Source organism: Maritimibacter sp. UBA3975 (assembly GCF_002384975.1).
In the GTDB taxonomy this organism is placed as follows: Bacteria; Pseudomonadota; Alphaproteobacteria; order Rhodobacterales; family Rhodobacteraceae; genus Maritimibacter.
In genome coordinates this window covers 1,053,424-1,077,546 of the sequence record NZ_DGCP01000009.1, presented here as the reverse complement: position 1 = coordinate 1,077,546, position 24,123 = coordinate 1,053,424, and the positions used below count along the sequence as shown (strand labels likewise).

The window sequence follows — 24,123 nt, the reverse complement described above, 5'->3', positions numbered from 1 at the left end:
CGGCGCGGCGGGTCAGCCGAGCGGAGCGTAAGTCAGCCAGATCGCTAGCACGCCGAGAATCCCGAAGGCAATGCGCGCGAACGTCTCGCGGGGCAGGCGCTGGCCGATCCAGTTGCCCACCGGGCCACGCTTCTGTCTCAAGACACTTCAACGAAGAACGGAGCCTCTCAAGCCGATCCATGTTCGAGGCTGCGCCGCCGCTCTGACCGAACGGCGCGGTCTCTGCGCGGAATAAGAGGGACCGACCCCGACCAGCGCCGCTCAACATGGGTGCTGATGCAAGCCGACCCGCGCCGGGTGCAGCGTCCGGCTTTTCGTCGATTTCCTCGACGAAACCCTGCTGGGACGACACAGATTTTTTCGGGCGCCGATATCAAGCGGATAATCGTTCTGAGCGCAGGGGTAATTCTTCGCTTTTCGTCGGGCTGAGCGGTTTTGGATGCAGGCTCAGCGCAGATGAGCCGAGACATCTTATCAGCGCGCGGCCGGGGTGCTGCGTGCACTCAACATGCGACTGAACAGGACCAATAGTAGACTTACGATCAAGGCAAGTACGGACGCCGTCGTCAGAGCAGATTTCAAGATCGTCGCTGTGCTTATGGCCGTTACCAGCGCAAGGTCTGACCCTGATCCAGTCAGCAGCATGAGGCTTATGCCAAGGTTTTCCAGATAGTCGAAAGTCGCGGCCAGGATTGCCAAGGCTCCGCCTATCTTGGTCATCAGCGTCGGCCCGAACCTGAAGGAACGCCATCGCAATGCCGAAATCAGGGTCAGCGCAAGCAATGCGGGGTAGAGCGTATCGAGGGGGATCTGCCGAGTGAGATAATAGTTGCGCCCTCTCCCGCCGAGTGCTTCCAGCAGACCTTCGGCGTCAGCCTGTGTGTACCCTGAGGGCCGCAGATCGAAAGGCAGCGCGCCTGCAAGATCGGTCAGATACCTGAGCGTGCCCAGTACCATGACAAGATAGATGATTGTGGCGCCCAGCCCGAACAGGATTGTGGCCTTGCCGCTGTGTTCGATTTTCATACGAAGAACTCCTTTTGCATTTGAGGTATGCCTACCTGTTAGGAGCGCCTTGCATGCGAGGCATTGTCTTTTGTTAACGGGACGCGAGAAATGCAGATCGCAAGCAGCTTTGAACGGGACCGACGGGTTTTCGGTGATTTGGCCGCAACCGATGCACGCGCCTTGGCTGGGGCGTTCGAGGCGAAAGTGCATTCGCAAACGCCAAGGCTGACAAAACGGCGCAAACGACGATTACGGACGTGGAAGCTGGCAACAGCCTCGGCTTTTTCATTTTGCAAGACGCGGCTGGGTTGGCCTCAACGGTGTCAGACACGGACACATTCGGGTTCGTGAACGGGATCGGCGAAGCAGCCAAAGTATCTGATGGCAGCGACCTGTATCTCCAATTGAATGGCTCCACGGAAGATTTGAAGATTTTCCACAGCTATTCTGAGAGCTTGAATTCAGACGGCGTGCAACATGCCCTGTCTGGCGTCAATGCCGGCGGGAAATCCATCACCATTGGGTTCGAGGATCAAACCGGCGGGGGCGATCGGGACTACGGCGACGTCGCATTCATGGTGGAAACGCTAAACGGTTCACTGTGATTTATTGCGTTCGTCTGAGCGCAGCGCATGTCAAAGGTAGGTCAACAAGCGATATGAGTTGAGAATTCCTGATTGCGGCGCGTTCAGTGGATTAATGTGCGGGCCATCGCAAAATTATCATGACTTCCGTGCCGAACTGAAGGTGAACCGGCGTGCGATATCGCGCAACATGGCGGACATGCGCACGTTGGATATGCCCGGCGTGTTGTCCTCTGCATGAAAGCGCAGGAACAGCGCGGCGCGCTGTTGATCGTCGGGCAGGAGTTGGAGCCGGACGCCGTCGCCTGATTTCTCGCTCACATAGGCCGGCACCGAGCCGACCCCGGCGAGTTCGATGCTGCCGCGCGTCCCCACGTCGAACTTGCGACCGCGCAGACGGGCGTGGTCGAGGGTGAGGTTCGTCATCCACAGCTTCAGGTCATGCCCCCCGAATGTGACGCGGACCTGTTCCGGCGCATCCGCCACATGGCGTTCGCGCCGGGGCAGCTCGACACAGGCCACAAGCGTGACCGACAGGACGACGATGTTGTAAAGCGTCCAGAACAGGATGACCCATTTGCCGTCGCCCGCGTCGAAGAACGCAAACCTGTCCGTAAACACGCCGAGGCAGAGGCCAACGAGCGTCAGGGCGAGCATGACCGCGAAGGGCAACATCATGCGCCATTGAACGACGATCTTGCTGCGGTCGCCCCCCTTGGCGGTGACGCTGAACGGGTGGCCGTAAGGCTTGATCAGACCGGTGATTGCGGAGCGCGCGATGGGATAGGCACCGATCAATTGGCGGACGTCGTTGAGGACCGGCACCACATGCCCCCGCGACAGCAGGTTCAGGGTGAGCAGAATCCACAGATAATAGGTACCGAAATAGGACACGACATCGGCAAGCTGGGCATTCACCACCGTCACGTTGCCGTACCAGTAGAGCAGGGGGAACACGAGCGCCGCGAGGCGGAAGGTGAAGGTCGTGAGCCAGTAGAAGACCGAGTCCATGACGCTCCACCGATCCCGCAGGCGCAGGTTGTTTCTGGCGAAGGGTCCGAGCGAGCCGCGCGCGATCTGCATGAGGCCAAGGCACCAGCGCGCGCGTTGCGTGACGTATTCCTTGAGTCCTTCGGGGGCGAGCCCCTCGGTCAGTGCCTCGTTCAGGTACACCGTGCGCCAGCCGTGGTTTTGCAGTGCCAAGGTCAACATGAAGTCCTCGGTGATGCTTTCGGTCGGGAATCCCCCGATATCCTGAAGCGCCGAGAACCGGATGACCGATGACGTGCCGCAACAGAACGCGATGCCCCAGGCATCCCGTGACGGTTGCATGTGGTCGAAGAAGAACCGCTGCTCGTCCGGGTAGGACTGGCTGACGCCGAGGTTGTGCTGGATCGGGTCGGCATTGAAGAAATGCTGCGGCGTCTGGACGAGGCCGACGCCGGGGTCGTGGAACAAGGCGAGTGAGCGGCGCAGGAATCCGCGATGCGGCACGAAGTCGGCGTCCAGCACGGCGACGTAATCGGGCGGGCTGTCCCGCTCGACCAGTCGTTGGAGCGCGTGGTTGATATTGCCGGCCTTGGAATCTTTGTTGTCCGGGCGGCGCATGTATCCGACTTCGGAGCGGGCGCAGAAATCGCGCAGCCAATCGCGCCGCCCGTCGTCGAGCACGAGTACTTCCTTGTTCGGGTGGCGCAGTGCCTTGGCCCCGATGATCGTGCGTTCGAGAACGTCGAGGTCTTCGTTATAGGTCGCGATCAGGAGGGCGACGGACGGGTCGCCCGCCGGCCCCCACCAGTTCGCGTGGTCGGTCGCCTCGGTCGAGCGGGACTTGACGCGCATCATGATGACAAAGGCGCTGAGCGAACCGATCAGGGCCAGAGCTTCGAGTGCGAGCAAAGCCCAACTGGCCGCCCAGTCCAGGGTCAGGCCGAACGGCGCGATAGTCTCGGTCGCTCGCCAGAAGATGTAGCGCAGGGCGAGGACGATGGCGACGGAAAGCATCGCGACGCGATGGGTGGGCTTGGACTTGTCGAAGATCAACGGGATCACGACGGCGATCCCCAATATCAGGGCCAGTTGGTTGAAGCTCGACCCAAGGTCGCTCGGATAGATCATCGCGCCGGCCTAGTTGAGAAGGCGGCGCAGCGGGTCCAGCGGTCGGTCTTCGAAGAACACGCGGCCCGTGCGCCCGATTCCACAGCCGCCCGATCCGTCCGCGTCCCGCAGCTCCGGCACGATCAGCGTCACGTCGTAGCGTTCGAGGTGCTCTCTGCTGGGTTTGACCGCCATGTCGTCATAGACCGTGGCGGCTCCGGCACCGGCGAGCCGCGCGACGGTGCCATCCATGACCGCGTCGGCACCCGACAGACGGAACGTGGCCGGGTCTCCGGTGCGCAGGCGGTTGTAGACGATTTCAGACACGCTCAGCGACACCACGGCCGAGGAACAGTCCGCCACCTTCATGATCGGGTCGCCGCGTTGGACGTTGACCCCGTCGCCGACCATCCGTTCCCAGATGATCCCGTTGGCCGGGGACATGATGTCGCCTCCGGTCAGGCGGATCATGCGAACCCGCTCGCGCGCGATCCGGTCGTCATAGGATTTCGCGATTGATTGAGCCGCTGAAAGATCGGTTTCCAGGCGCGCGAGCTGATGGCGTGCCGTTTCGGCCCAATAGCCATAATTCCATGTCGCGCCCGCCGAACCATCAAGGAAAACGTCGCCGGTTGCAGCGTCCAGTCGCAGCCCGGCAAGCGTCGAGCTGGCCTGAGTATCCCCGTTCGGTTCTTCCGTCGCGGTATCGACCACGGGTTGTGCGACGTTGAGGTCCTCGAATTTTTCGGGATCGGAGAGGTCAGGCAGAGGGCCATCGACGGGCTGGTCCGCCATGAGGGCAAGCTCCCGCGTTCTTGCCGCAGCGTAGGCGTCACGTCGCCGGTCAAGCCGCGCACTGTGATCCTCGAGCGCGGTCTTTTGCCCTTGGAGGCGTTCGACCTCGGCAAGCGCGCGTTCATGCTCCAGAATCAGGTCGTCCAACCGGACACCGTCGGCGCGCACGTCGCTGACGTTGAACAGGACCGTATCGGTCGTGACTTCGGCCCCGACGGTGCGGGTGGCGATCTGGATGTCACCTGCGACGGGCGAGCGGACAGTGACGACCGGGGTGTTGACGAACGCGTTAGAGCTGGCACCCGTCACATGCTCGGCCACGAGGATGTAGAGCGCGCCGATGATGACGATGGAACCGATGACGAGGCGAAGATACCGCACGACGTGCCTCCTGAAATTCACTACGGCGATCAGCCGCAGAACCTGTGTTTTGAATTAACCTTAACACACGCAGAGATTGTCGAAAGTGTGGAAGCTTTCAAGCCGGACAAAGGCCGCTTTCCCGCCGGGCGACGCGTGACAACAGGCCAAGGGTGGCCGGGTAGTAGGGTTCGCCCTGATCCGGGTGGGGGGCGACCGGGCGGCAAGCGATCAGATCGGCGATGGCATGGTAGCCGGGAAAAGTGCTGCGCTCGATCACCTGTCCTTCTGGCGTCAGAACGACGGGCAGGGCGGGGGCCCCGGACCAGACGCCGGCCTTTTGCGTCAACGCGGGGTGCGTCTTCTGCCCCGACCAGTGCAGGTAGAGCGCGACCCGTATCGCGTCATAGCCGTGGTTGGTGCCGAAACCTTCAGGCTGGGCGAACCCGGTCGGCGTGATCATGCTCCAGTCGGGCACCAGCCCCGTTGCCGCCAGTTCGGCCAGAATGGTTTCGCCGTGATCCGCCGCCCGGATCAGTTCGGTCACACCGGAATACGCGCCCAGTTCGCGTAGCGCGCGCGGCATGACGTAGGACGGGTTGAACAGAACACGGTCGGGCGTGCCCAGGGCCTCGGCCCCCGGCGTGAGCACCACTTCACCCGGGGCACGCGGGTCGGGTTTCAGGCAGAGCGCGGCGAGCGCTTCGGCGATGCGGCGAACCTCCGCCCCGTAATCGCCCCAGCCCGAAAACGTGTCCGCACGCAAAAGCCCCCAGGCACGGAATAGGTCGCCGTCCGTGGCGGTATGCCAGTCGCGATTGTCGGCGGTTGCGGGGTCGGCTTCCTCGGGCCGCCACCGCCAGGCCATAAGCGTGTCGTCCCGGATCAGGAGATGTCCCCGGGTCCAGGACTCGATAGCGTCGAAAGCGTCGCGATCGCCGAATGCCTGCGCAAGCAGAAGGCCGTATCCTTGTCCTTCCGAATGGCTCGCGTTGCCCTGAAGACTGTCGACGACGCGCCCGTTGGCTTCAAGAAACCGCGCTTTCCAGTCTGACCAGATTGGTTCTGCGTCGGCGAAGGCAGGGCGGGACGTTGCAAAGGGCAAAACGGCTCCAGTCAGACCAGCCAAAAGCGCGCGGCGGTTCATGTCTCGGGCCTTCGCCGCCAGCCTAATTGAGAACCGAAGTCTTGCCTCATTCCTGACAAATCCATAATCGATATTAAGGTTAACGCAACCCCGAGTTCACACCATGCCCCATTCAGTCCGCAAGTCATACCAGCCCCGCATCATCAGCACGCTGTTCATCAGTGCGGCGGTCGCGTTCCTGTTGGCGATACTCGTCGTCTTCCTGCCGCTGCAACGGAAGGTCGAGGATTTCGCCTTTCGGTCACAGGGAGATGCGACTCAACATGCCGCGCGTGCGATCCAATTGGCGGTTTCGACTTTGATCACCCGGGAATGGGAGAGCCTCGTTGGCTTCAGCTCTTTCGTCGATGTCGGCGATTACGACAGCATGCGGGTTCTCACGGACGCGGCCGCAATGGCGTCCGAAGGCGTGACCTGGGCTGCCGTGGTCGGACTGGACGGCAAGGTCGACGCGGCGACGATGGGCGTGGATCAGGGCGCGGACGTATCGACGTCGATCTGGTTCAACCAGGGGCTGCGGCGCGACACGTTGCAGACGGTGACATCGTCCGACACGGAAGGTGACTCATACATCTACATGTCCCGCTCCGTGCGCGACGAATTGGGTGAGATCCTCGGATTGGCCGTGTACCGCTTGGATGCGGCTTGGTTGGACCGATTCATTCAGGAGTCGTCAGAGCGGCTTGGTGTCGACGTCACGGTGCTGGACCAGAACGCGGAAACGCTCTTCGATCAGGGCGATCGTGTCGGGGCGGAACTGTCGACCATGATCCGGTCGCGTGCGCAACTGGGCTCGCGATTTGAAGATACCGTGCAGACGGGACGTGGCGAAGGAATTGTCTCAAACGTGCTCCCGATCCTCGCGGAGAGCGACGTGCCGAAGCCAGGTTGGTCGCTTGTCGTGCGCGTCCCTGTGTCGACGGGGAACACCGAAATGGGTTCGGTCTTCTCGTATCTGATCTGGACGGTGGCCGGGTTGCTGGGCGCAATCGGCGTCCTGGCTCTGGTGTTCGCATTCCGATACCTCAAGCCGCTTGCCGACCTTGCACATGAGGCGGCGAAGATCGCTGACGGCGAGCCGGTTTTCCCATCGGAAGCGACGCGCACGTTCGAAGCCGAACAGCTTTCGAATGCGCTCGCCCGGCTACAGGTCCGGATTCAGGGCGCGCCGGAAACCAGCTCATAAACCGGCAGGCTGGTTTCTTTGGCCCGCCGAGCTTGGTCACGTTCTTGCAGTGTAACCCAGCAGGTGCGACAGGCGGTGAGCGGTGTCGACGACTGCGCGCTGGACAGCCTCGGGCACGTCGGTCAATCCGTCGACGGCACGGGTGGCATTGATCGCTGCGATGACGTCGCCCGTGAGGTCGCGTACGGGGGCCGCGACAGAGGAAATCCCGGCTTCGAAACTGCCCACCTGAACCACATTCTCTGTCTCCCGGTCCCGCACACGCTGAGCGAGAATGTCGGGAAGGGCGAGGAAACTTCCGCCTGACACGGCGGGTGGCCCGTCACGGTGCAGGCGGGTGATCGTCGCCTCGTCGAGGGCCGCGAGCAACACGCGCCCCATCGTCGTGCTCGCCGCCGGGAGGCGGCTTCCCACATGGACGATACTGCCCATCCCCATCCGGCTCGGCACGCGCAGCACATAAACCACGCGTGCCCCGTCCCGCACCCCGAGATGGGCGGACCAGTCGGTTTCGTCGCGCAGTCGTTCCAACTCCGGCATGGCGATCTCAACCAGTTCGCGATTGGCCATGTAGCCGTGTCCGAGTTTCATGACCGCCGGCCCGAGGCTGTAGGTTTTCAACCGCTCGTCATGAAGGAGGTAGCCCATGTGGGTCAGTGTATAAACGGTCCGGAAGGTGGCCGACCGGCTCTGTCCGATCACGCGGGCGATGTCGCTCAGGCTCATGTCGCGGCGCTCCGGGGTGAATGCACCCAGCACCTGCATCCCGCGCATGAGGCCCGGGACGAGGTAACGGTCATCGTTCACGGCGGTCTGTGTTTTGTCCATAAAACGCCGTATAGGCAATGAAACGCGCGCTGGCTACCTCTGTGTCATGACATTGCGCGACACAGGAGAGGACGCATGAACACCCAAGCCGGAACTCCGAGCCCCCTTGCCGGGGACCTCAAGGCCCATACCGGGCGCTTCACCGACAAGGCCTTCGACTGGGACGCCTTCCCGTCGAACTCGGGATACGATGAACTCGCCCGCGCACAGATGCGCTATATCGGGGCGGGCGGGTCGCCCAAGGTCGGCGACACGACGACCCTGAAGCCCGACCATTTCACCCTGTCGCTCATCTACAAGGAGCCGGGGCGTTATGCGGCCTGCCACAGCCACGAGATCGAAGAGAGCTTCCTCATCATCGACGGGGCGCTGATCGTCGGATGGGAGCGGGATGGCGAGGTGGTCGAGGTCAATCTCGGCCCCAAGGACATGATCCTGAACGCGCGTGAGGTCGGGCATGGCTTTCGCGTGGACGGAGTGGAGCCGGTCCTGATGTCGATCTCGGTCGACGTGGGCAAACCGCTCCCGCCGAAATACCATTACCACCCCAAGGATCACGCGCCGGAACTCGCGCGCAGTTTCGGGGCGCAGCCGGGCAAGACGATGCCCTTCGATCCGGCGGGCGATCATCCGCTGCAACAGCTCATGGGCAAGTACGTCGTGCGCCATGTCGAACTGCCGACGATCTGGGAAGACGCCGGTTTCACCCGCAAGGTCTATGTGGGTGAGGGCGGGATCGACAACGACAGCTGCCGCAAGGAGATGTGGGGCGTGCCGAGCCGCGTGGGCGTCGCGCCCTTCGTGCGGGATGTCGAGGACGCCTTCTTCGTGCTGGAAGGGTCGCTGACCGTCGGGTGGGAAGCCGAGGATGGCGAGCAGGTGGAGGTCGAGCTTGGCCCCCGCGACCTCGTCAAGACACCGGCGGGCCGCAAGCACTGGTTCCGTAACAACGGGGCGGCACATGCCACGGTCTGGACCGTCATCGGGTCTGCGAAGCAGGATGACGTGGTCTACGCCGCAGCTTGATGGCGCCCTTTCAATCCCGGGCCGTCCTGTGACAGGGGCGGCCCGTTTTCCGTGCGTGGCTAGGAAAAAAAGCGACGCCGGAGCGCCGCGTTGTTCGAAGGGCTGGGGGGCCTCAGGCCGTCGCGACCGGTTCGCCCAGCGGCGCGTCCCACGCGCTGTAGCCATAGACCCAGTCCGCGTTCCCGCCCTGCTTGAGCCAGTCGTTCGCGAGCGATCCGCGCTGGACCGCCGCTGTCCGGTCGCGGCGACTGTCCTCGTAAAAACGGAGTGCCGAGGAGATGTCGTTTGCGTGCGCATCCAGAGCGCGCGTCAGAAGGACCGCGTCCTCGATTGCCATGCAGGCCCCCTGCGCCATGAACGGCACCATCGGGTGAGCCGCGTCGCCAAGGATCGTTGCACACCCCCGTGACCAGGCGTTCATGGGCTCACGCACATGAAGTGCCGACCGCGTGACCTCGTCCACTGCGTCCAGCAGGGCGCGGGCGTCGGGGTGGAAGTCGGCATAGGCAGCGCGCAGCTCTTCCACGTCGCCGGGCAGGGTCCAGCCCTCCGCGCTCCAGTCCGAGGCGGGCGTGGTCGCAAAGACAAAGATTTCCTCGCCACGCGACAGGGGAAAGGTGACGATCTGGCGCTCGGCCTCCGGACCCCACCACTTGGTGAAACTGTCCAGGTTGTCGAGACCCTCGACCGCCGCACGCGGCACGACCGCCCGCCAGGACACGAGTCCTGTGAAGCGCGGCGCATCGGGCCCGAACATCTGCGAGCGCAGGACCGAGTGGATGCCGTCTGCGCCGACCACCACGTCCGCGGGCTCGCTTTCGGTCCCGTCGACAAAGGTCAGGCGCGCGTGTGTCCCGTCCTCGCGATACCCGCTGACCGGGCTGCCGAAGCGAATCGTGTCGGGTGCGAGGGCGGCCTCCAGGGCGGTCAGAAGGTCGGCGCGGTGGATGGTGAGCTGCGGCGCGCCATACTTCGTCTCGGCCGCCGTGCTCATGGGGAGGCGTGATGTCTCGCGCCCGTCGTCCCACATCCGGCTGATTCGGAACTCCGGGCGCGCCGCCGTTTTGCGCAGTGCGGCCCCGACGCCCCCTCCGAGACCGTCGAGTGCGTGGACCGCGTTCGGGGTGAGGTTCACATCCGCACCAACACGGCCATAGGCCTGAGCCTGTTCGAAGATCCGAACATTATGTCCGCGCGCCTGAAGCGCAATGGCGAGGGTCATCCCGCCAACGCCGCCGCCGGCTATCGCTATGGTCAATCCTGTCATTGTCGCTGTTCCTTCTTCTTTCACGGTATAATGTTCATAAATGAACGTAAATTTCAAATATGAATAATGCCAGATATCAGGCACTTCGGTCAAGTTGGCCGCATCCCGCAGCCCTTCGCGCCCCCAAGACCCGAAAAAGATGTTGACTCAAGATCGAATTGAACGAAAAATCGTATTTGAACATAGTGCTCAATATTGAACACTATCCGTTAGAGCAAACGACAGGGGGTGCCAGGAATGGACGCATTCAAGGACAGACTTTCAGAGCGGGCGCGGGATACCGGCCGTCCGGCACTGGCGCACCAGAGCCGGGGGCGTGACCTGACAGACGCGGAAACGGCGCTCGCAGCCGCTCTCATGGATATCTATTCCGACGGCACGCATGACTTCGCGCTTGTCGCCAAGGCGCTCACGGAGCGGGGCGTGGTTGCGCCGATCTCAGGCGGGACCGACTGGACCGAAGAGAGCCTCGCCAAAGAGCTCGCCGCCATCAATGCCGATCTCGAAGCCGCCTATCAGGAGCACGGTTATGGCGCTTGAGTTCCGCAATGTCTCCAAATCTTTCGCGACGCAAGGCGACGGGGAACTCCTCGCCGTCGATGATGTCAGCTTCCGCGTGGAGGAAGGCGAGTTCGTATCGGTCGTCGGCCCCTCGGGCTGCGGCAAGTCGACCATCCTGTCGATGACCGCGGGCCTGTATCAGCCCACGTCGGGCGAGGTGCTCGTTTCTAACGTGCCGGTGACCGGACCCAACTCGCACGTCGGGTTCATGCTCCAGAAAGACCTGCTCCTGCCGTGGCGCAACATCATCGCGAACATCGAATTCGGGCTCGAAGCCCGCGGCGTGCCCAAGGCTGACCGGCGCGCCCGTGCGATGAAGGAGCTGGACCATTGCCAGTTGTCCGGCTTCGAGAACCACTTTCCCTACCAGCTTTCCGGCGGAATGCGGCAGCGTGCGGCCCTCGCGCGCACGCTCTCGATCGACCCGGAAATCATCCTGCTGGACGAGCCGTTCTCGGCGCTCGACGCCCAGACCAAACTCCTTCTCCAGAACTCCTTTGCCAAGACGATCAAGGACGCGGGCAAGACCACGCTCCTGATCACGCACGACCTTTCCGAGGCCGTCCTCATGTCGGATCGCATTCTCGTCCTCAGCGAGCGTCCGGGTCAGGTGATCGCGGAAATCAAGGTGGACCTGCCGCATCGGGATCAACCGATCAGGCGCCGGGTTCTGCCGGAAGTCGGCGAATACGCCGCGCAGCTCTTTAAGCATCTGAAACTCGAAGAAAAAGCAGCCTGACAGGGAGACTCAACAAATGAAAAAACTGCTTCAGAATACAGTGGCGGCCGCGACGATCGCGGTGTCGGCAACGGCGGCCTTCGCGGCGGAACAGGTGACCTACCTCTTCCCCGCGCCTGATTTCCTCCCGGCCTTCGCGCCGTTCCAGCTCGCTCTTGGCAAAGGATACTTCGCCGAGGCCGATCTCGACGTGACCTTCCAGGTCGGCAAGGGCGGCGCGGACGTGGCGACGCAGGTCGCGCTCGGCAATGCCGATCTCGGCGGCGGCATCGGCGACACGCCGATCATCGTGCGTGCCAACGGGCTCGAAATCCGCGGGGTCGCCCTGCTGGGCGGTCGCGGCCTGACCCAGCTTGCCTGGCGTACCGAGAGCGGGATCACCGGTCCGGAGGATTTCGCCGGCAAGTCGATCGGCGTGCTCGCGTTCCAGGATACCACCTATTACAACCTGCTCGGCGTGCTCGCCTCGGTCGGCCTGTCCAAGGACGACGTCGATATTCAGGCGGTCGGACCGGGCGGCATCATCCAGCTCAACATCGCCGGCAAACTCGACGGCATGTCGGGTGTGCCGGAATGGATCGCCGCCATCGAAGGCGCCGGTGTCGAGATGGACCAGGTTCCCGTCGACACGATCTTCCCGGCCATGGCGCAGGCAATCATCGCGTCGGACGAAACCATTGCGGAGCGGCCCGAGATCGTCTCCGGCTTCGTGGGCGCTGTCCTCAAGGCCATCGGCGACATCACGTCCGACCCGGCTCAGGCCGCCAAGGAATATGTCGGGTTCGTGCCGCAGCACGAGGGCAAGGAAGCCCAGATCGAAGCGATCATGCGCGCCTATTCGAACCTGATCTATCCCGAGGGCGAGGACCAGCCGCTGGGCAGCTTCGACCCCGAGCGGATCGCGGCCGTGCAGAAGTTCTATGTCGAAAGCGGGATCGTCCAGACCGCCGTGCCGGTCGAAGACCTCTACACCAACGAATTCGTGCAATGACCGACGCGACCCACCACGGAACCGGGGCCCAAGCGGCCCCGGACACCCCCGCCCCGAGCCCGAAACCCGCGACGAGGAACACATCGATGATCCGCAAGCATGGCATCAAGCTGACGAGCGTCGCGATCCTGATCGCCGTTCTCGTCGCGTGGGAGGTCCTGCCGACCGCCCTGGACGTCCCGCGGTTCATCATCCCGACGCTGTCGGATTCGCTTGCCGAATTGCAGCGGATGTGGGCGAACGAGGGTCTTCTGGGTCACATTCTGTCCACCGCGCTCTATACCGTGCTGGGCTTTCTCATCGGCAGCCTTCTGGGCGCCGTCATGGGCTATCTGCTTGGCATGTCCAAGTTCTGGGAAAAGGTGCTGTCGCCCTACATCCTCGCGCTGCAAATCGCGCCGAAGGTCGCCTTCGCCCCGCTTTTCATCATGTGGTTCGGCTACAACTCGATGCCGAAACTGCTGGTTACCGTGCTGATCGTGTTCTTCCCGGTCCTCGTCAACGTGTTGCAGGCAATGCGCACCGTCGACCGGGACCTCGTGAACCTCGCACGGGCCTACAACCTGACCCGGCTGGGCATCTTCTGGAAGGTCGAGATGCCGTCGACCGTGCCCAACCTCATGGCAGGCCTGCGCATCGCCTCGACCCTCGCCGTCATCGGCGTGACCGTGGGCGAGCTGGTCGGCGGAAACACCGGGCTCGGCTACCTGATTTCCTACGGCGGAGGGCAGGCCAACGCGGCCATGGTCTTCAACGCCATCATCCTGCTGACCGTGATCGGCTTCCTCCTTTACGTCGTGCTGGAGCGGATCGAAGAGCGGGTTCTGCATTACCTGCCCAAGGCGCACCAGTAAGCGCCGGGCAAGACAGGGAGACACCGAAATGACAGTCGACAAGAAAACCCTGATCGAGAACCGGGTGAACGAGGGCCTGCGCGGCCAGTGGTATCCGGTGGCGAAGTCGGTGGAGGTGAAGACCTCCAAGCCCTACGGCACCCGGCTTCTGGGCGAGAAGGTCGTCCTCTGGCGCGATGGGTCCGGCAAGATCCGCTGCATCGAGGACTTCTGCCCGCACCGTGGCGCGCCGCTTTCATATGGCGAGATCCACGAAGGCCACATCGGATGCCGCTACCACGGCGTGATCGTCGACGGCGACGGTGTCGTGGTCAGGGTCCCCGCGATGCCCGATTGCGCGCTTGAGGGCCGCAAGGCGCTCACCTCTTATGAGGTGACCGAGAGCAACGACGCCGTGTTCGTCTATGTCCCCTCGGTCGATCAGCCGGAGGCTCCGGAACTGGTTCTGCCCAAGGAGCTGGTCAGCGACGAATGGACTGGTTTTCTCTGCACGTCCGTCTGGGAGGCAAACTACCGCTACGCGCTCGACAACCTCGCCGACCCGATGCACGGCTGTTACCTCCATTCCGAGAGCTTCACGCTGGCATTTGGTTCCAAACAGGACCTCATGAAGCTCGACAAGACCGACAGCGGGTTCCGGATCGAGCGGGTCGGCCAGACGGGTGAGAATTTCGACTGGACCGAGTTCGAGGTTCACCAAGGCACGATGTTCTGTTTCCTCGACATTCCCTATCCACCCGCAGGCGGCCCGGGCGGCGTGTTCCGCATCATCGGTTACACCACCCCGATGGACGCCCACACGACCAAGGTCTTCTTCTGGCGGATGCGCCAGGTGGAAGGGACCGCGCGCGAAAGCTGGCGTTTCCTCTATCGCGCCCAGCTTGAGGAGAACCACTGGAACGTGCTGGAGCAGGACCGCGTCATGCTCGAAGGCATGCCGGACGACGCCCGCAAGCGCGAGATGCTCTACCAGCATGACCTTGGTGTAAGCCGTATCCGGCAGGTCCTGACCCGCGCCGCCAAGGCGCAGATCGAGGCGGAGCTGAAGGCTGCCGAGGTAGCGGCGGAATAATGACGCTCGACGGACGACATATCCTCGTGACCGGCGCGGCCCGCGGTCTTGGCGCCGAAATCGCCAAGACCCTCGCCGGCCAGGGCGCATCGCTGATCCTCGCGGACATTGCCGAGGAAACGGGAGGCGCGACGGCCGAGGCGCTGGGCGCAGACTTCCTGCCCGTCGACCTTGGTGATCCGGCCTCGATCGAGGCGCTGGCCGCCGGGGTGGCCGAGCGCACGGGCGGGAAACTGCACGGGCTGGTCAACAACGGGGCCATCGCGACGGGTATCGGCGGCATCCCGTTCGACGCCATCGAGATCGACACCTGGGATCTTGTCCAGCGCGTCAACGTGCGCGGCACCTGGCTGATGACCCGTGCCGCCGCGCCGCTGCTCAAGGCGTCGGGGTCCGGTCGGGTCGTCAACGTCGCCTCGGACACGGCGCTATGGGGGGCCCAGAACCTATTGTCCTATGTCGCGTCCAAGGGCGCGGTTATTTCAATGACCCGATCGCTCGCGCGCGAACTCGGGCCGGATCGGGTGGGCGTCACCGCCATCGCGCCCGGCATCCTGACGACCGAAAGCACGGAATATGTGCCGGAGCACCGCCACAGGTTCTACCAGGACGGCCGCGCCGTGCCGGGGCCGCAGGACACGGGCGACGTGTCCGAGGTGGCATGTTTCCTGCTGACCGAAAGCGCGCTGACCCTCACCGGGCAGGTGCTGCCGGTCAACAACGGCTTCGTGTTCACATGAGCGGCTGGACCACGCATAGCGCCGCCGGGCTCGAGTACCTCGAACGTCCCGGCAACGGTGAGACACTCGTCCTCCTTCACGGCATCGGCTCGCAAGCCGCGTCGTTCACACCGCTTCTGCCGCACCTGCCGCGCTCGGCGCGTGTGATCGCGTGGAGCGCGCCGGGCTATGGCGAGTCCCACCCGCTGGACCGGGAGTGGCCGGAGGCGACGGATTACGCCGCGGCGCTGCGCCGCCTGTTCGCTGCGCTCGATATCGGGCGGGCGACGCTTGTCGGGCATTCGCTGGGCGCTCTTATGGGGGCGGCCTTCGCCGCCCGCCACGGTGACCTTGTGTGCCGGCTCGTCATGGCCTCGCCCGCGCTGGGTCACGGCGTTGTCCGGGGCGGGGGGCTCAGCTCGGCCGCGCAAAGCCGGATCGACGATCTGGAGCACGAAGGGGCCGCTGCCTTTGCCGCAGCACGGGCCGCCCGCCTCGTTCACCGCGCCGAGGACCACCCCGAAGCGGTCGAGATCGTGCGCGACGCCATGTCCCGGGTCAAACTGCCGGGCTACGCGCAGGCCGCGCGGATGCTCGCGTCGGGCCGGCTGCTCGACGATGCCGAACGGCTGTCGGTGCCCACCGATGTCATCGTCGGTGCGGGCGACGTGGTGACGCCGCCGGACGGCGCGCGCCGCGCCCATGCCGCCGTGCCCGCGCGGTACCGCGGGGCCTTCACACTCGTGCCCGAGGCCGGGCACGCGATCTACCAACAGGCGCCGGCTGCATTCGCGACGGCACTCGAACAGGAAACGGTCCCGGCAAAATGAGCCGGGGCGACGACAGGAGGATGGACTTGTGAGCGACACGATACGAGTCGGCAGACTGCGCGGCATCATGATGCGCGCCCCGGGCATGACCGACACCCTTCCGTTCTATCTGGACATGTGGGGCCTGTCGCTCGCCCACGAAGAGACAGGCGAAGCCCTCCTGCGTGGCACGGGTGAGGAGCCGTTCCTCTATGGCCTCAAGGATGGCGACACCCACGGGATCGAATACATCCATTTCGCAATGCCGGACCGCGAGTCGATGGATGCGCTTCACGCCCAGGTCGTGGCGAAAGGTGCGGACGTGATCGGTGCCCCGGCCCCGTTCGACGACTGGGTGGGCGGTTACGGGTTCGAGATGCTCGACCCCGACATGCGCCGCTTGCGCTTTCGCACCGACGCCCGCGTTCTGGAGGCCGGGTCCGACTGGGCCAGGCCCCGCAAGGTCAGCCATGTGGTGCTGAACACGCCTGACATGGATGGCGTTCAGGCCTGGTACGAAGATGTGCTCGGGTTCCGCGCGTCGGATTATTCCGCCGACCAGATGGTCTTTCTGCGCTGCAACACCGACCACCATTCCATCGCGCTCGTGCGGGCGACCTATCCCAGCGTGAACCACGTCGCCTTCGAACTCCCGACTCTCGACGAATACATGCGCTCCATCGGGCGGATGAAACAGAAGGGTCATGTGCCGAGCTGGGGGCCGGGCCGGCATGGGCCGGGCAACAACCCCTTCGCCTATTTCGTCTCGCCGTCCGGTTTCGTGATCGAATTCACCTCGGAGCTCGAACAGATCGACGAGGCGACGCATGAGGCCAAGGTCTGGTCGCGCACCGACCCCGAAGCGATGGACCAGTGGATGACCGCAGGGCCGCCGACGCCCGCGCAACGCGCGGTGATGCAGGGGCGCCCAGATCCCGGATTCCCCGAACTGGCCAAGCGCAACCGGGGAGCCGCGTGATGGACCTTGGCTACGAAAATGCCGTGGCGGTGGTCACGGGCGGGACGTCCGGCATCGGGCTCGCGACCGTCAAGACATTGCTGGGCGCCGGGGCACGGGTCGCGCTCTGTGCACGCAACGAAGGACGGCTCGCACAGGTGAGCGGCGTTCTCGAACGCGACTTCGGGGCCGACCGGATTCTGTCGCGCACCGTCGACGTGCTCGACCGCGATGCGGTCAACGGCTTCGCCGCAGGGGTGCAGGACCACTGGGGCCGGTGCGACCTCCTCGTCAACAACGCGGGCGCGGGCCGGCAATCGACCTTCGCCACGACCGAGGACGAGGACTGGCGCGCGGAATACGAGCTCAAGCTTTTCAGCCAGATCTACCCGATCCGGGCCTTCCTGCCGATGCTGCGCGAGGCGCGGGGGTCGATCGTGGCCGTCAACTCGCTGCTGGCCTACCAGCCGGAAGAACACATGGTCTGCACCTCTTCGGCGCGGGCCGGGGTGCAGAACCTCCTGAAATCCCTTTCGATCGAGTTTGCGCCGGACGTTCGCGTGAACTCCGTCCTGATGGGGCTCATCGAAAGCGGCCAGTGGACCCGGCGGTTCGAGGCGCGCGAAGACCAGACGGACAGCCGCGCGGACTGGTACGGGGCGCTGGCCGAGCGCAAGGGCATCCCCCTTGGGCGTCTTGGCGATCCCGAAGAAGCGGCGAACGCCATCGCGTTCCTTGGCTCTCGCGCGGCCAGCTACATAACAGGGGCCCAACTCGACGTGTCGGGCGGCCTGGACAGACATATCTGAGGAGATGGGCATGAAACACGAAACCATCCAGGACGTCGAAACCGTCGGCGACTACATTGCCCGGTATCTCGCGGAGGTTGGTGTCACCACCATGTTCGGGGTGATCTCGATCCACAACATGCCCATCCTCGACGCCGTCGCGCGTCAGGGCCGGATCCGGTTCGTGCCCGCGCGCGGCGAGGCAGGGGCGATGAACATGGCCGATGCCTATGCTCGTGTGTCGGGCGGTCTTGGCGTGTGCATCACCTCGACCGGCACGGCGGCGGGCAACGCGGCCGGGGCGCAGGCGGAGGCGCTCACGGCCGGAAGCCGGGTGCTCCATATCACGAGCCAGGTGGACCTTGCCTATGCCGACCGCGACCGCGCGGCGATCCACGACGTGCCGCGCCAGCCGGAGATGCTGCGCGGCGTGTCGAAGGCGGTCTACCGGATGTGGGACGCGAACGGAGCCGTCGGCACGCTGACCGCCGCCGTGTCGTCCGCTTTGTCGGCACCGTCAGGCCCCGTGAGCCTTGAGATCCCCGTCGATGTGCAGCGCCACATGGCGGTGGAGCAATCCACGATCTTCGCACCTGAAGCCCAGGCGCCGCGCGCGCCGGACCCCGCGATCGACGCGCTTGCCGACGCCATCGTGAACGCGAAACGCCCCCTCCTGTGGCTGGGCGGTGGCGCGCGTGAGGCGACCCGCGAAGCGACCGAACTGATGAACCGGGGCGTCGGTATCGTCACCTCGACCAATGGCCGCGCAACGGTCAGCGAGGAGGCCTCGGCCAACCTCGGCGCGTTCAACATGGGACCGGAGTCGGTCGCGCTGTATGAAACCTGCGACCTGATGGTCGTGGTCGGCTCGCGCCTGCGCGGCAACGAGACCCGCAACAACATGATGCCGCTGCCGCGCCCCCTGGTCCAGATCGACGCGGATGCCGCGCAGGGCGGGCGCAACTACGCCGTCGACATGTTCATTCACGGCGGCGCGCAGGACACGCTGGCGCGCTTGCTCGACAAGCTGCCGGCCAAGCTCGACGCCGACCCGAACCTCGGGTTCGACATCGCCCGCGCGCGGGCCGGGGCCGAGGGGCGCATGCGCTCTCAACTCGGCCAATACCGCGTGGTCGCCGACGCGATCAGCGAGGCTGTGGCGGCAGGCGGTCACGCCTGGGTGCGCGACGTGACGATCTCGAACTCCACCTTCGGAAACCGCTACGTCCGCCTTGCCCGGCCTGAGCAGGGGGTCCACGCCCTTGGCGGCGGGATCGGGCAGGGGGTCGCCATGGGGATCGGCGCGGCGCTGGCCTGTTCGCCTGACCAGAAGGCGGTGACGCTCGTGGGCGACGGCGGCACGATGCTCGGTCTCGCCGAGATGATCACTGCGGTCGATGAGAATGCGCCGCTGGTCTACATCCTGATGAACGACAGGGCCTATGGCGTGATCCAGAACATCCAGGACGCGCAGTATGACAGCCGCCGCCACTACTCGGCCATCGCCGTGCCGGAGTTCGACGCCTTCTGCGCCTCCATCGGGATGCCGCACACGCGCTGCGATGACGTCGAAGCATTCGCGGGCGTGCTCGACGCCGCGCTCGCGGGGTCCGGCCCGTCGCTCATCGAGATCGACATGAACGCTATCGGACCCTTCGCCGAAGCCTTTGCCGGACCGCCGGCGGGTGCCGCCCAGACCAAGGAGGTGTGATCCATGCATCTCGGTCTCATCGGGTGCGGCAATATCGTCAAGACGCTTCTCGGGTTCCTCGACGCGCCGGATGCGCCGGACGTGACCCGTATCACGCTTCTGGTGCGCGCGGGGCAATGCGACCGCGCGCAGGACGAGATCGCCGCCATGACACCGAAGGCCGAGATCGTGGAGGAGACCGCCGACCTGATCGCGGCCCGCCCGGACCTTATCGTCGAGGCTGCAGGACATGCCGGTGTGGCCGAGCATGTGGGGCCTTGCCTCGAGGCCGGATTCGATGTGGTCGTCGTCTCGGTCGGGGCGCTGTCGGACACCGACCTTGCGGCAAGGCTGGAGACGGCCGCGCGCGCGGGCGGGGCGCGGATCATCCTGCCCGCAGGTGCTGTCGGCGGAATCGACATCGTATCGGCCCTGTCCGCCTCGGGCGAGGTCACGCTGACCTATCGCGGGACGAAGCCGCCGAAAGCCTGGGCCGGATCGCCGGCGGCCGAAGCGCTCGACCTTGATACACTTGAGTCAGCGGCCGTGTTCTTTACCGGCACGGCCCGCGAGGCTGCGGCTCAGTTTCCCAAGAACGCCAACGTGGCCGCGACTCTGGCGCTGGCAGGCCCCGGCCTCGACAAGACCCGGGTGGAACTCGTGGCCGACCCCGCAGCCCCCGGCAATGTCCACAGCTACGAGGTCGTCTCCCCCGCCGCCAAGGTGCGCGTGGAGATCGAGAACCTGCCGTCGAACGGCAATGCGAAGACGAGCGTGGCGACGATCTACTCCGTTCTGCGCGAAATCCGAAACCATATCGGACCGATGGTGATCTGATGAAGGATATGGACGTGAACGCCGAGCTTCCCGAGGGCAAGCTCTTTCTCGCAGGCGAATGGCGCGATGGGCGCGGGGCCGAGATCACTTCGATCTTTCCGGCGGACGGTCGGGTGAACCGGGTGTTTCGCGGCGCGAGTGCCGCTGACGGGGAAGAGGCCATCGCCAAGGCCAAGGCCGCACAGGCCGATCCCGCCTGGCGCGCGCTCAAGCCACATGAACGCGCGCGGCTCCTCTATCGCATCGCGGACGGGATCGAAGCCAATGCCGAACGCATCTCGCGCATCCAGTCGCGCGATACCGGCAAGACATTGGCCGAAACGGGAGCGCTCGCCGCGTCCGCCGCCGGGACGTTTCGCTACTTCGGCGCGGTGTTGGAGACGATGGACGAGGAGCTTACCACCCGGCGCGGACCTGCGATGACCCTGTCGGTCTACGAGCCGATGGGTGTGGTCGCCGCGATCACGCCCTGGAACTCTCCCATCGCCTCGGACGCGCAGAAGGTCGCCCCGGCCCTTGCGGCCGGGAACGCCGTCATCCTCAAGCCCGCCTCCTGGTCGCCGCTGACCGCACTGGAACTGGCCCGGATCGTGGACGCGGCCGGCTGCCCCAAGGGTCTGTTCTCGGTTCTTCCAGGATCTGGGCGTGAGATCGGTAATCTGCTCGTAGAACATCCGGACATCGCGCGTGTGAGCTTCACCGGCGGCACCGAGACGGGCCGTGCGCTCGCCGTGAAGGCGGCGCAGAAACTCATGCCGGTGAGTCTCGAACTCGGCGGCAAATCCCCGACCATCGTTTTCGCCGATGCCGACATGGACACCGCGATCGCCGGTGTGCTCTACGGCATCTTCTCCTCGACCGGCCAAAGCTGCATCGCCGGCTCGCGGCTCTTCGTCGAACGCTCTATCTTCGACAGCTTCGTCTCCCGGCTGGTCGCAGCGACCGAACGGCTCGTGGTGGGCCACCCCTTCGATCCGGCCACGCAGGTCGCCCCGCTCATCCACATGGATCATCGGGACGAGGTCGCGGCGCATGTCGCACAGGCGCTCGCGGACGGGGCCGAGCTTCTGACCGGTGGCCGCGCGCCAGAGGGGCCAGAGTATGACGGGGGCAGCTATTACTTGCCCACGATCCTTTCGAGCCTCCCCAACACTGCGCGGCTCTGCCGGGAAGAAGTGTTCGGCCCGGTGCTCGCCGTTCTGCCCTTCGACGACGAGGCGGACGTCATCGCGCAGTCCAACGACAACGACTACGGCCTCGCCTGCGGCATCTGGACCCGTGACTTTCCCCGCGCCTGGCGCGTCGGGCAAGCCATTCAGGCCGGGACCGTCTGGCACAACACCTACAAGCAGTTCTCGGTGTCGACGCCTTTTGGCGGGGACGGCGCGAGCGGCATCGGGCGTGAAAAGGGCCGACAAGGCCTGCGCGCTTACATGCGTCAGAAAGGCTTTTACACCGACCTCACGGGCGCCCCGATCCCGTGGGCGGGGGCTGCGGTGACGCCATGAGCGGAAAGATCGCCATCGTGGGCGCAGGTCCGTCCGGCTGCTATCTGGCCCAGTCGCTGCTCAAGGCGGCGCCGGACCTGGAGGTCGACCTGATCGACGCTTTGCCGGTGCCCTACGGACTCGTACGTTACGGAGTCGCGGCGGACCACCAGGGAACCAAGGCAGTCACACGCCAGTTCGCCCGCGTGTTCGAACGGCAGGGTGCGCGGTTCTTCGGGTGTCTGCGGCTCGGTGATGACGTCGCGCTCGAAGACTTGCGCGCAGCCTATGACGCGGTGGTCCTCGCTACGGGAATGCCGGTGGACCGGCCGCTCGGAATTCCCGGCGACGACCTCGCGGGTGTGTTCGGCGCCGGGCGGCTGACCCGCGCACTCTACGATCACCCAGATGCAGAAACGCTCCCTGAGCTCGGGGCGCATCCCCTCATCGTCGGTAACGGCAACGTCGCCATCGACCTGCTGCGGCTTCTGGCGAAAGACCCCGATGAACTCGCCGGGTCCGACCTCGGCGCCGGTCCGACCGACTGGCTGGCCGGAGCCGGGATCGAGTCCCTCACGATCACCGGTCGCTCACCCGCGGCGGCGGCGAAATTCGATCCCGTCATGATCAAGGAACTCGCCAAGCTGGGCGGTGTCAGCATCGACGTCGTGGGCACAGGCGCGAGCGACGAACCCGACGCGGTGAAGACGCTGGACGCGCTCGCCTCCATCGCCGGTCATGGCAGCGGTGCGCGCAACGTGACCTTCCGGTTCGGCCTGACGCCTGCAGAGGTAATCGGCTCACAAGGGCAGGTTCGCGCGGTTCGATTTACGAGCGACGCGGGCGACGAAACGATCCCCTGCACATCGGTTCTGACGGCGATCGGCTTCGACGCCGACCCGGACCTGCCGCGCGACGCCCTTCTGGAAAGCGCGACCGACGCCGGGGCAGGGGCGCTCGCGCCGGGTCTCTACGCGACCGGCTGGTTCCGGCGCGGTCCACGCGGCACGATCCCGGAAAACCGTGCCGACGCGCAGGCGCTCGCGACGCACATCCTTGACGATCTGACCGCAGACCCTGCAAAGCCAGGACGCGCGATCTTCGAGGGCCGCACAGGGCTCGTCGATTACGACGGCTGGTGTCGCATCGACGCCGCCGAAACCGAGGCGCTGCCCGAAGGGCGGTGCCGCGCCAAGATCACGACACGCGAAGAAATGACTCGCCTCGCAAGCAAAGGAGTGACCACGGGATGAACATCAGCATTCTTTACGGGACCGAAACCGGCAATGCCGAGATGCTCGCCGAGGATATCCAGTCCGAGCTTGAGGGCGATCACGACGTCTCCTGCCAGAACCTGTCGGACGTGGACCCGATGTCGCTCGTGCCCGAACATCTCTACCTGCTGGTTTGCTCGACCTATGGCGACGGCGAACTGCCTGCGTCGGCCCAGCCCTTTGCCGAGGCGATGGAGGCGGCCAAGCCCGATCTTTCGGCCATTCATTTCGCGATCTTCGGGATGGGCGACAGCGAATACGACGAAACGTTCAATCACGGCCCCAAGCGGCTCGCCGAGTTGATGCTGGCCCACGGCGCGACGCAGATCGGCGAACGCGTGGCGCATGACGCCTCCGGCCCGGAGATGGCCGAAGACCTCGCATTTCCCTGGGCCGAAGAGATCATCTCGCAGGCCGAAGAGCGGCTTGGCGCCGCCGCATGACCGCGCCGGACGAGATTCGCGCGGCGCTCTCCCGTCCGTATCGGCACGGGGCGCATACGTCCTTTGCGGGGATCACCTGCGACGGGCCGCTCGATCTGTCCGGCTTTGTCCTGTCCGGCGTCGATTTCTCGGGGGCGCATTTCCCGGACGGTGTGGACGCCTCCGGTGCGCAGTTCATTGGCCTGAGCTGGTTCACGGGCGCACGGTTTGCGGGCGACGCCCGTTTCTCCGGCGCGACCTTCGGTTCGGACGCCCGGTTCGAGGAGGCGCAGTTCGACGGTCAGGCCGACTTTTCGGCCACGGATTTCCGCGGCATCGCCCGCTTCGACCGTGCCCGGTTCGCACAAGGCGTCACGATGCCGGGTGTCACCTGCAACGGCAACCTCTCGTTCGAGGGCGCGCGCGTCGAAGGCGCGGCGCTGCTGTCGGAGGGGGAGTGCATGGGCGGCCTCTGGCTCGACCATGTGGCCTTGCCGCCCGAGACGCGCTTTGACGGGACGCAAGTCCATGGTCGGCTCTGGCTGCGCGGCGGGCAGATCGGCAACCGCGCCATTCGTGCGGAGGACTTCGACCTCGCCTATGGCTATGTCTGGACCTGAGCGC

General features: G+C 65.0%; 25 protein-coding genes. 18 read left to right on the top strand and 7 right to left on the bottom strand.

Features of this window, described 5'->3' with window-relative positions; all coding sequences use genetic code 11:
• Positions 1 to 12 precede the first annotated feature (12 nt).
• A complete protein-coding gene (locus tag B2585_RS10420; protein ID WP_292022713.1) occupies positions 13 to 141 on the bottom strand; it encodes a hypothetical protein in 129 nt (42 codons plus the stop codon).
• 333 nt (positions 142 to 474) lie between these two features.
• Positions 475 to 1,026: a hypothetical protein gene (locus B2585_RS10415; protein ID WP_292022711.1), complete on the bottom strand. Its 552-nt coding sequence runs from the start codon at positions 1,024 to 1,026 to the stop codon at positions 475 to 477.
• Between the two features lie 239 nt (positions 1,027 to 1,265).
• On the opposite strand from B2585_RS10415, the gene B2585_RS10410 reads away from it, so the two are divergent.
• A complete protein-coding gene (locus B2585_RS10410; RefSeq protein ID WP_292022709.1) occupies positions 1,266 to 1,613 on the top strand; it encodes a DUF4114 domain-containing protein in 348 nt (115 codons plus the stop codon).
• A gap of 117 nt (positions 1,614 to 1,730) precedes the next feature.
• Here the strand turns inward: B2585_RS10410 and B2585_RS10405 are convergent, their stop codons facing one another.
• From B2585_RS10405 to B2585_RS10395, 3 genes are all read right to left on the bottom strand, one after another.
• The gene (locus tag B2585_RS10405; protein WP_292022707.1) at positions 1,731 to 3,710 is read right to left on the bottom strand and encodes a glycosyltransferase; all 1,980 of its coding nucleotides are present in this window, start codon (positions 3,708 to 3,710) and stop codon (positions 1,731 to 1,733) included.
• 9 nt (positions 3,711 to 3,719) lie between these two features.
• Entirely contained in the window at positions 3,720 to 4,865 is a 1,146-nt protein-coding gene (locus tag B2585_RS10400; protein ID WP_292022705.1) for an HlyD family efflux transporter periplasmic adaptor subunit, read from the bottom strand.
• Between the two features lie 97 nt (positions 4,866 to 4,962).
• A complete protein-coding gene (locus B2585_RS10395; protein WP_292022703.1) occupies positions 4,963 to 5,949 on the bottom strand; it encodes a glycosyl hydrolase family 8 in 987 nt (328 codons plus the stop codon).
• A gap of 145 nt (positions 5,950 to 6,094) precedes the next feature.
• On the opposite strand from B2585_RS10395, the gene B2585_RS10390 reads away from it, so the two are divergent.
• Entirely contained in the window at positions 6,095 to 7,177 is a 1,083-nt protein-coding gene (locus B2585_RS10390; protein WP_292022702.1) for a cache domain-containing protein, read from the top strand.
• Between the two features lie 36 nt (positions 7,178 to 7,213).
• On the opposite strand, the gene B2585_RS10385 is transcribed toward B2585_RS10390, so the two are convergent.
• Positions 7,214 to 8,005, bottom strand: coding sequence for an IclR family transcriptional regulator (locus tag B2585_RS10385; protein WP_292022700.1), 792 nt, complete (start codon positions 8,003 to 8,005; stop codon positions 7,214 to 7,216).
• 75 nt (positions 8,006 to 8,080) lie between these two features.
• Between B2585_RS10385 and B2585_RS10380 the strand changes: the two genes are divergently transcribed.
• A complete protein-coding gene (locus B2585_RS10380) occupies positions 8,081 to 9,031 on the top strand; it encodes a cupin domain-containing protein (protein WP_292022697.1) in 951 nt (316 codons plus the stop codon).
• A gap of 112 nt (positions 9,032 to 9,143) precedes the next feature.
• Here the strand turns inward: B2585_RS10380 and B2585_RS10375 are convergent, their stop codons facing one another.
• Complete coding sequence (locus B2585_RS10375) at positions 9,144 to 10,298, bottom strand: FAD-dependent monooxygenase (protein ID WP_292022695.1); 1,155 nt, start codon at positions 10,296 to 10,298, stop codon at positions 9,144 to 9,146.
• A gap of 237 nt (positions 10,299 to 10,535) precedes the next feature.
• Here B2585_RS10375 and B2585_RS10370 point away from each other — a divergent pair, with 237 nt between their 5' ends.
• The 15 genes from B2585_RS10370 (at position 10,536) to B2585_RS10300 (ending at position 24,119) form a co-directional block, all read left to right on the top strand.
• Complete coding sequence (locus B2585_RS10370) at positions 10,536 to 10,838, top strand: recombinase-like helix-turn-helix domain-containing protein (RefSeq protein ID WP_292022692.1); 303 nt, start codon at positions 10,536 to 10,538, stop codon at positions 10,836 to 10,838.
• On the top strand, positions 10,828 to 11,598 hold the full coding sequence (locus B2585_RS10365) for an ABC transporter ATP-binding protein (RefSeq protein WP_292022690.1): 771 nt from the start codon (positions 10,828 to 10,830) through the stop codon (positions 11,596 to 11,598). The genes B2585_RS10370 and B2585_RS10365 overlap by 11 nt, the downstream gene beginning before the upstream one ends.
• Before the next feature lie 16 nt (positions 11,599 to 11,614).
• Positions 11,615 to 12,589 carry an ABC transporter substrate-binding protein gene (locus B2585_RS10360; RefSeq protein ID WP_292022688.1) on the top strand — a complete coding sequence of 325 codons (975 nt, stop codon included), beginning with the start codon at positions 11,615 to 11,617 and terminating at the stop codon, positions 12,587 to 12,589.
• An 86-nt stretch (positions 12,590 to 12,675) separates the two neighbouring features.
• Positions 12,676 to 13,443 carry an ABC transporter permease gene (locus B2585_RS10355; protein ID WP_292022686.1) on the top strand — a complete coding sequence of 256 codons (768 nt, stop codon included), beginning with the start codon at positions 12,676 to 12,678 and terminating at the stop codon, positions 13,441 to 13,443.
• Positions 13,444 to 13,471: 28 nt separating this feature from the next.
• Positions 13,472 to 14,515 carry a Rieske 2Fe-2S domain-containing protein gene (locus B2585_RS10350; protein ID WP_292022684.1) on the top strand — a complete coding sequence of 348 codons (1,044 nt, stop codon included), beginning with the start codon at positions 13,472 to 13,474 and terminating at the stop codon, positions 14,513 to 14,515.
• Positions 14,515 to 15,255 (top strand): SDR family oxidoreductase, encoded by a 741-nt coding sequence (locus tag B2585_RS10345; RefSeq protein ID WP_292022682.1) that lies wholly within the window; start codon positions 14,515 to 14,517, stop codon positions 15,253 to 15,255. The genes B2585_RS10350 and B2585_RS10345 overlap by 1 nt, the downstream gene beginning before the upstream one ends.
• Positions 15,252 to 16,064 (top strand): alpha/beta fold hydrolase, encoded by an 813-nt coding sequence (locus tag B2585_RS10340; protein ID WP_292022680.1) that lies wholly within the window; start codon positions 15,252 to 15,254, stop codon positions 16,062 to 16,064. Before B2585_RS10345 ends, B2585_RS10340 begins: the two co-directional genes overlap by 4 nt.
• Positions 16,065 to 16,092: 28 nt before the next feature.
• Entirely contained in the window at positions 16,093 to 17,022 is a 930-nt protein-coding gene (locus B2585_RS10335; protein ID WP_292022678.1) for a VOC family protein, read from the top strand.
• Positions 17,022 to 17,810 carry an SDR family oxidoreductase gene (locus B2585_RS10330; RefSeq protein WP_292022676.1) on the top strand — a complete coding sequence of 263 codons (789 nt, stop codon included), beginning with the start codon at positions 17,022 to 17,024 and terminating at the stop codon, positions 17,808 to 17,810. The genes B2585_RS10335 and B2585_RS10330 overlap by 1 nt, the downstream gene beginning before the upstream one ends.
• Positions 17,811 to 17,820: 10 nt before the next feature.
• On the top strand, positions 17,821 to 19,500 hold the full coding sequence (locus B2585_RS10325) for a thiamine pyrophosphate-binding protein (protein ID WP_292022674.1): 1,680 nt from the start codon (positions 17,821 to 17,823) through the stop codon (positions 19,498 to 19,500).
• Positions 19,501 to 19,503: 3 nt separating this feature from the next.
• Positions 19,504 to 20,316: an aspartate dehydrogenase gene (locus B2585_RS10320; RefSeq protein WP_292022673.1), complete on the top strand. Its 813-nt coding sequence runs from the start codon at positions 19,504 to 19,506 to the stop codon at positions 20,314 to 20,316.
• The gene (locus B2585_RS10315) at positions 20,316 to 21,824 is read left to right on the top strand and encodes an aldehyde dehydrogenase (protein WP_292022671.1); all 1,509 of its coding nucleotides are present in this window, start codon (positions 20,316 to 20,318) and stop codon (positions 21,822 to 21,824) included. The genes B2585_RS10320 and B2585_RS10315 overlap by 1 nt, the downstream gene beginning before the upstream one ends.
• Entirely contained in the window at positions 21,821 to 23,056 is a 1,236-nt protein-coding gene (locus tag B2585_RS10310; RefSeq protein WP_292022669.1) for an FAD-dependent oxidoreductase, read from the top strand. The genes B2585_RS10315 and B2585_RS10310 overlap by 4 nt, the downstream gene beginning before the upstream one ends.
• The gene (locus B2585_RS10305) at positions 23,053 to 23,520 is read left to right on the top strand and encodes a flavodoxin domain-containing protein (protein ID WP_292022667.1); all 468 of its coding nucleotides are present in this window, start codon (positions 23,053 to 23,055) and stop codon (positions 23,518 to 23,520) included. The genes B2585_RS10310 and B2585_RS10305 overlap by 4 nt, the downstream gene beginning before the upstream one ends.
• Positions 23,517 to 24,119: a pentapeptide repeat-containing protein gene (locus tag B2585_RS10300; protein WP_292022665.1), complete on the top strand. Its 603-nt coding sequence runs from the start codon at positions 23,517 to 23,519 to the stop codon at positions 24,117 to 24,119. The genes B2585_RS10305 and B2585_RS10300 overlap by 4 nt, the downstream gene beginning before the upstream one ends.
• Positions 24,120 to 24,123: the final 4 nt, after the last annotated feature.

What these genes read in the sequence shown, in the direction of transcription:
- B2585_RS10415 (WP_292022711.1), bottom strand. Translation starts at nt 1,026, where the DNA reads ATGAAAATCGAACACAGCGGCAAGGCCACAATCCTGTTCGGGCTGGGC.
- B2585_RS10405 (WP_292022707.1), bottom strand. Translation starts at nt 3,710, where the DNA reads ATGATCTATCCGAGCGACCTTGGGTCGAGCTTCAACCAACTGGCCCTG.
- B2585_RS10390 (WP_292022702.1), top strand. Translation starts at nt 6,095, where the DNA reads ATGCCCCATTCAGTCCGCAAGTCATACCAGCCCCGCATCATCAGCACG.
- B2585_RS10385 (WP_292022700.1), bottom strand. Translation starts at nt 8,005, where the DNA reads ATGGACAAAACACAGACCGCCGTGAACGATGACCGTTACCTCGTCCCG.
- B2585_RS10380 (WP_292022697.1), top strand. Translation starts at nt 8,081, where the DNA reads ATGAACACCCAAGCCGGAACTCCGAGCCCCCTTGCCGGGGACCTCAAG.
- B2585_RS10375 (WP_292022695.1), bottom strand. Translation starts at nt 10,298, where the DNA reads ATGACAGGATTGACCATAGCGATAGCCGGCGGCGGCGTTGGCGGGATG.
- B2585_RS10370 (WP_292022692.1), top strand. Translation starts at nt 10,536, where the DNA reads ATGGACGCATTCAAGGACAGACTTTCAGAGCGGGCGCGGGATACCGGC.
- B2585_RS10365 (WP_292022690.1), top strand. Translation starts at nt 10,828, where the DNA reads ATGGCGCTTGAGTTCCGCAATGTCTCCAAATCTTTCGCGACGCAAGGC.
- B2585_RS10360 (WP_292022688.1), top strand. Translation starts at nt 11,615, where the DNA reads ATGAAAAAACTGCTTCAGAATACAGTGGCGGCCGCGACGATCGCGGTG.
- B2585_RS10355 (WP_292022686.1), top strand. Translation starts at nt 12,676, where the DNA reads ATGATCCGCAAGCATGGCATCAAGCTGACGAGCGTCGCGATCCTGATC.
- B2585_RS10350 (WP_292022684.1), top strand. Translation starts at nt 13,472, where the DNA reads ATGACAGTCGACAAGAAAACCCTGATCGAGAACCGGGTGAACGAGGGC.
- B2585_RS10345 (WP_292022682.1), top strand. Translation starts at nt 14,515, where the DNA reads ATGACGCTCGACGGACGACATATCCTCGTGACCGGCGCGGCCCGCGGT.
- B2585_RS10340 (WP_292022680.1), top strand. Translation starts at nt 15,252, where the DNA reads ATGAGCGGCTGGACCACGCATAGCGCCGCCGGGCTCGAGTACCTCGAA.
- B2585_RS10330 (WP_292022676.1), top strand. Translation starts at nt 17,022, where the DNA reads ATGGACCTTGGCTACGAAAATGCCGTGGCGGTGGTCACGGGCGGGACG.
- B2585_RS10325 (WP_292022674.1), top strand. Translation starts at nt 17,821, where the DNA reads ATGAAACACGAAACCATCCAGGACGTCGAAACCGTCGGCGACTACATT.
- B2585_RS10320 (WP_292022673.1), top strand. Translation starts at nt 19,504, where the DNA reads ATGCATCTCGGTCTCATCGGGTGCGGCAATATCGTCAAGACGCTTCTC.
- B2585_RS10315 (WP_292022671.1), top strand. Translation starts at nt 20,316, where the DNA reads ATGAAGGATATGGACGTGAACGCCGAGCTTCCCGAGGGCAAGCTCTTT.
- B2585_RS10310 (WP_292022669.1), top strand. Translation starts at nt 21,821, where the DNA reads ATGAGCGGAAAGATCGCCATCGTGGGCGCAGGTCCGTCCGGCTGCTAT.
- B2585_RS10305 (WP_292022667.1), top strand. Translation starts at nt 23,053, where the DNA reads ATGAACATCAGCATTCTTTACGGGACCGAAACCGGCAATGCCGAGATG.
- B2585_RS10300 (WP_292022665.1), top strand. Translation starts at nt 23,517, where the DNA reads ATGACCGCGCCGGACGAGATTCGCGCGGCGCTCTCCCGTCCGTATCGG.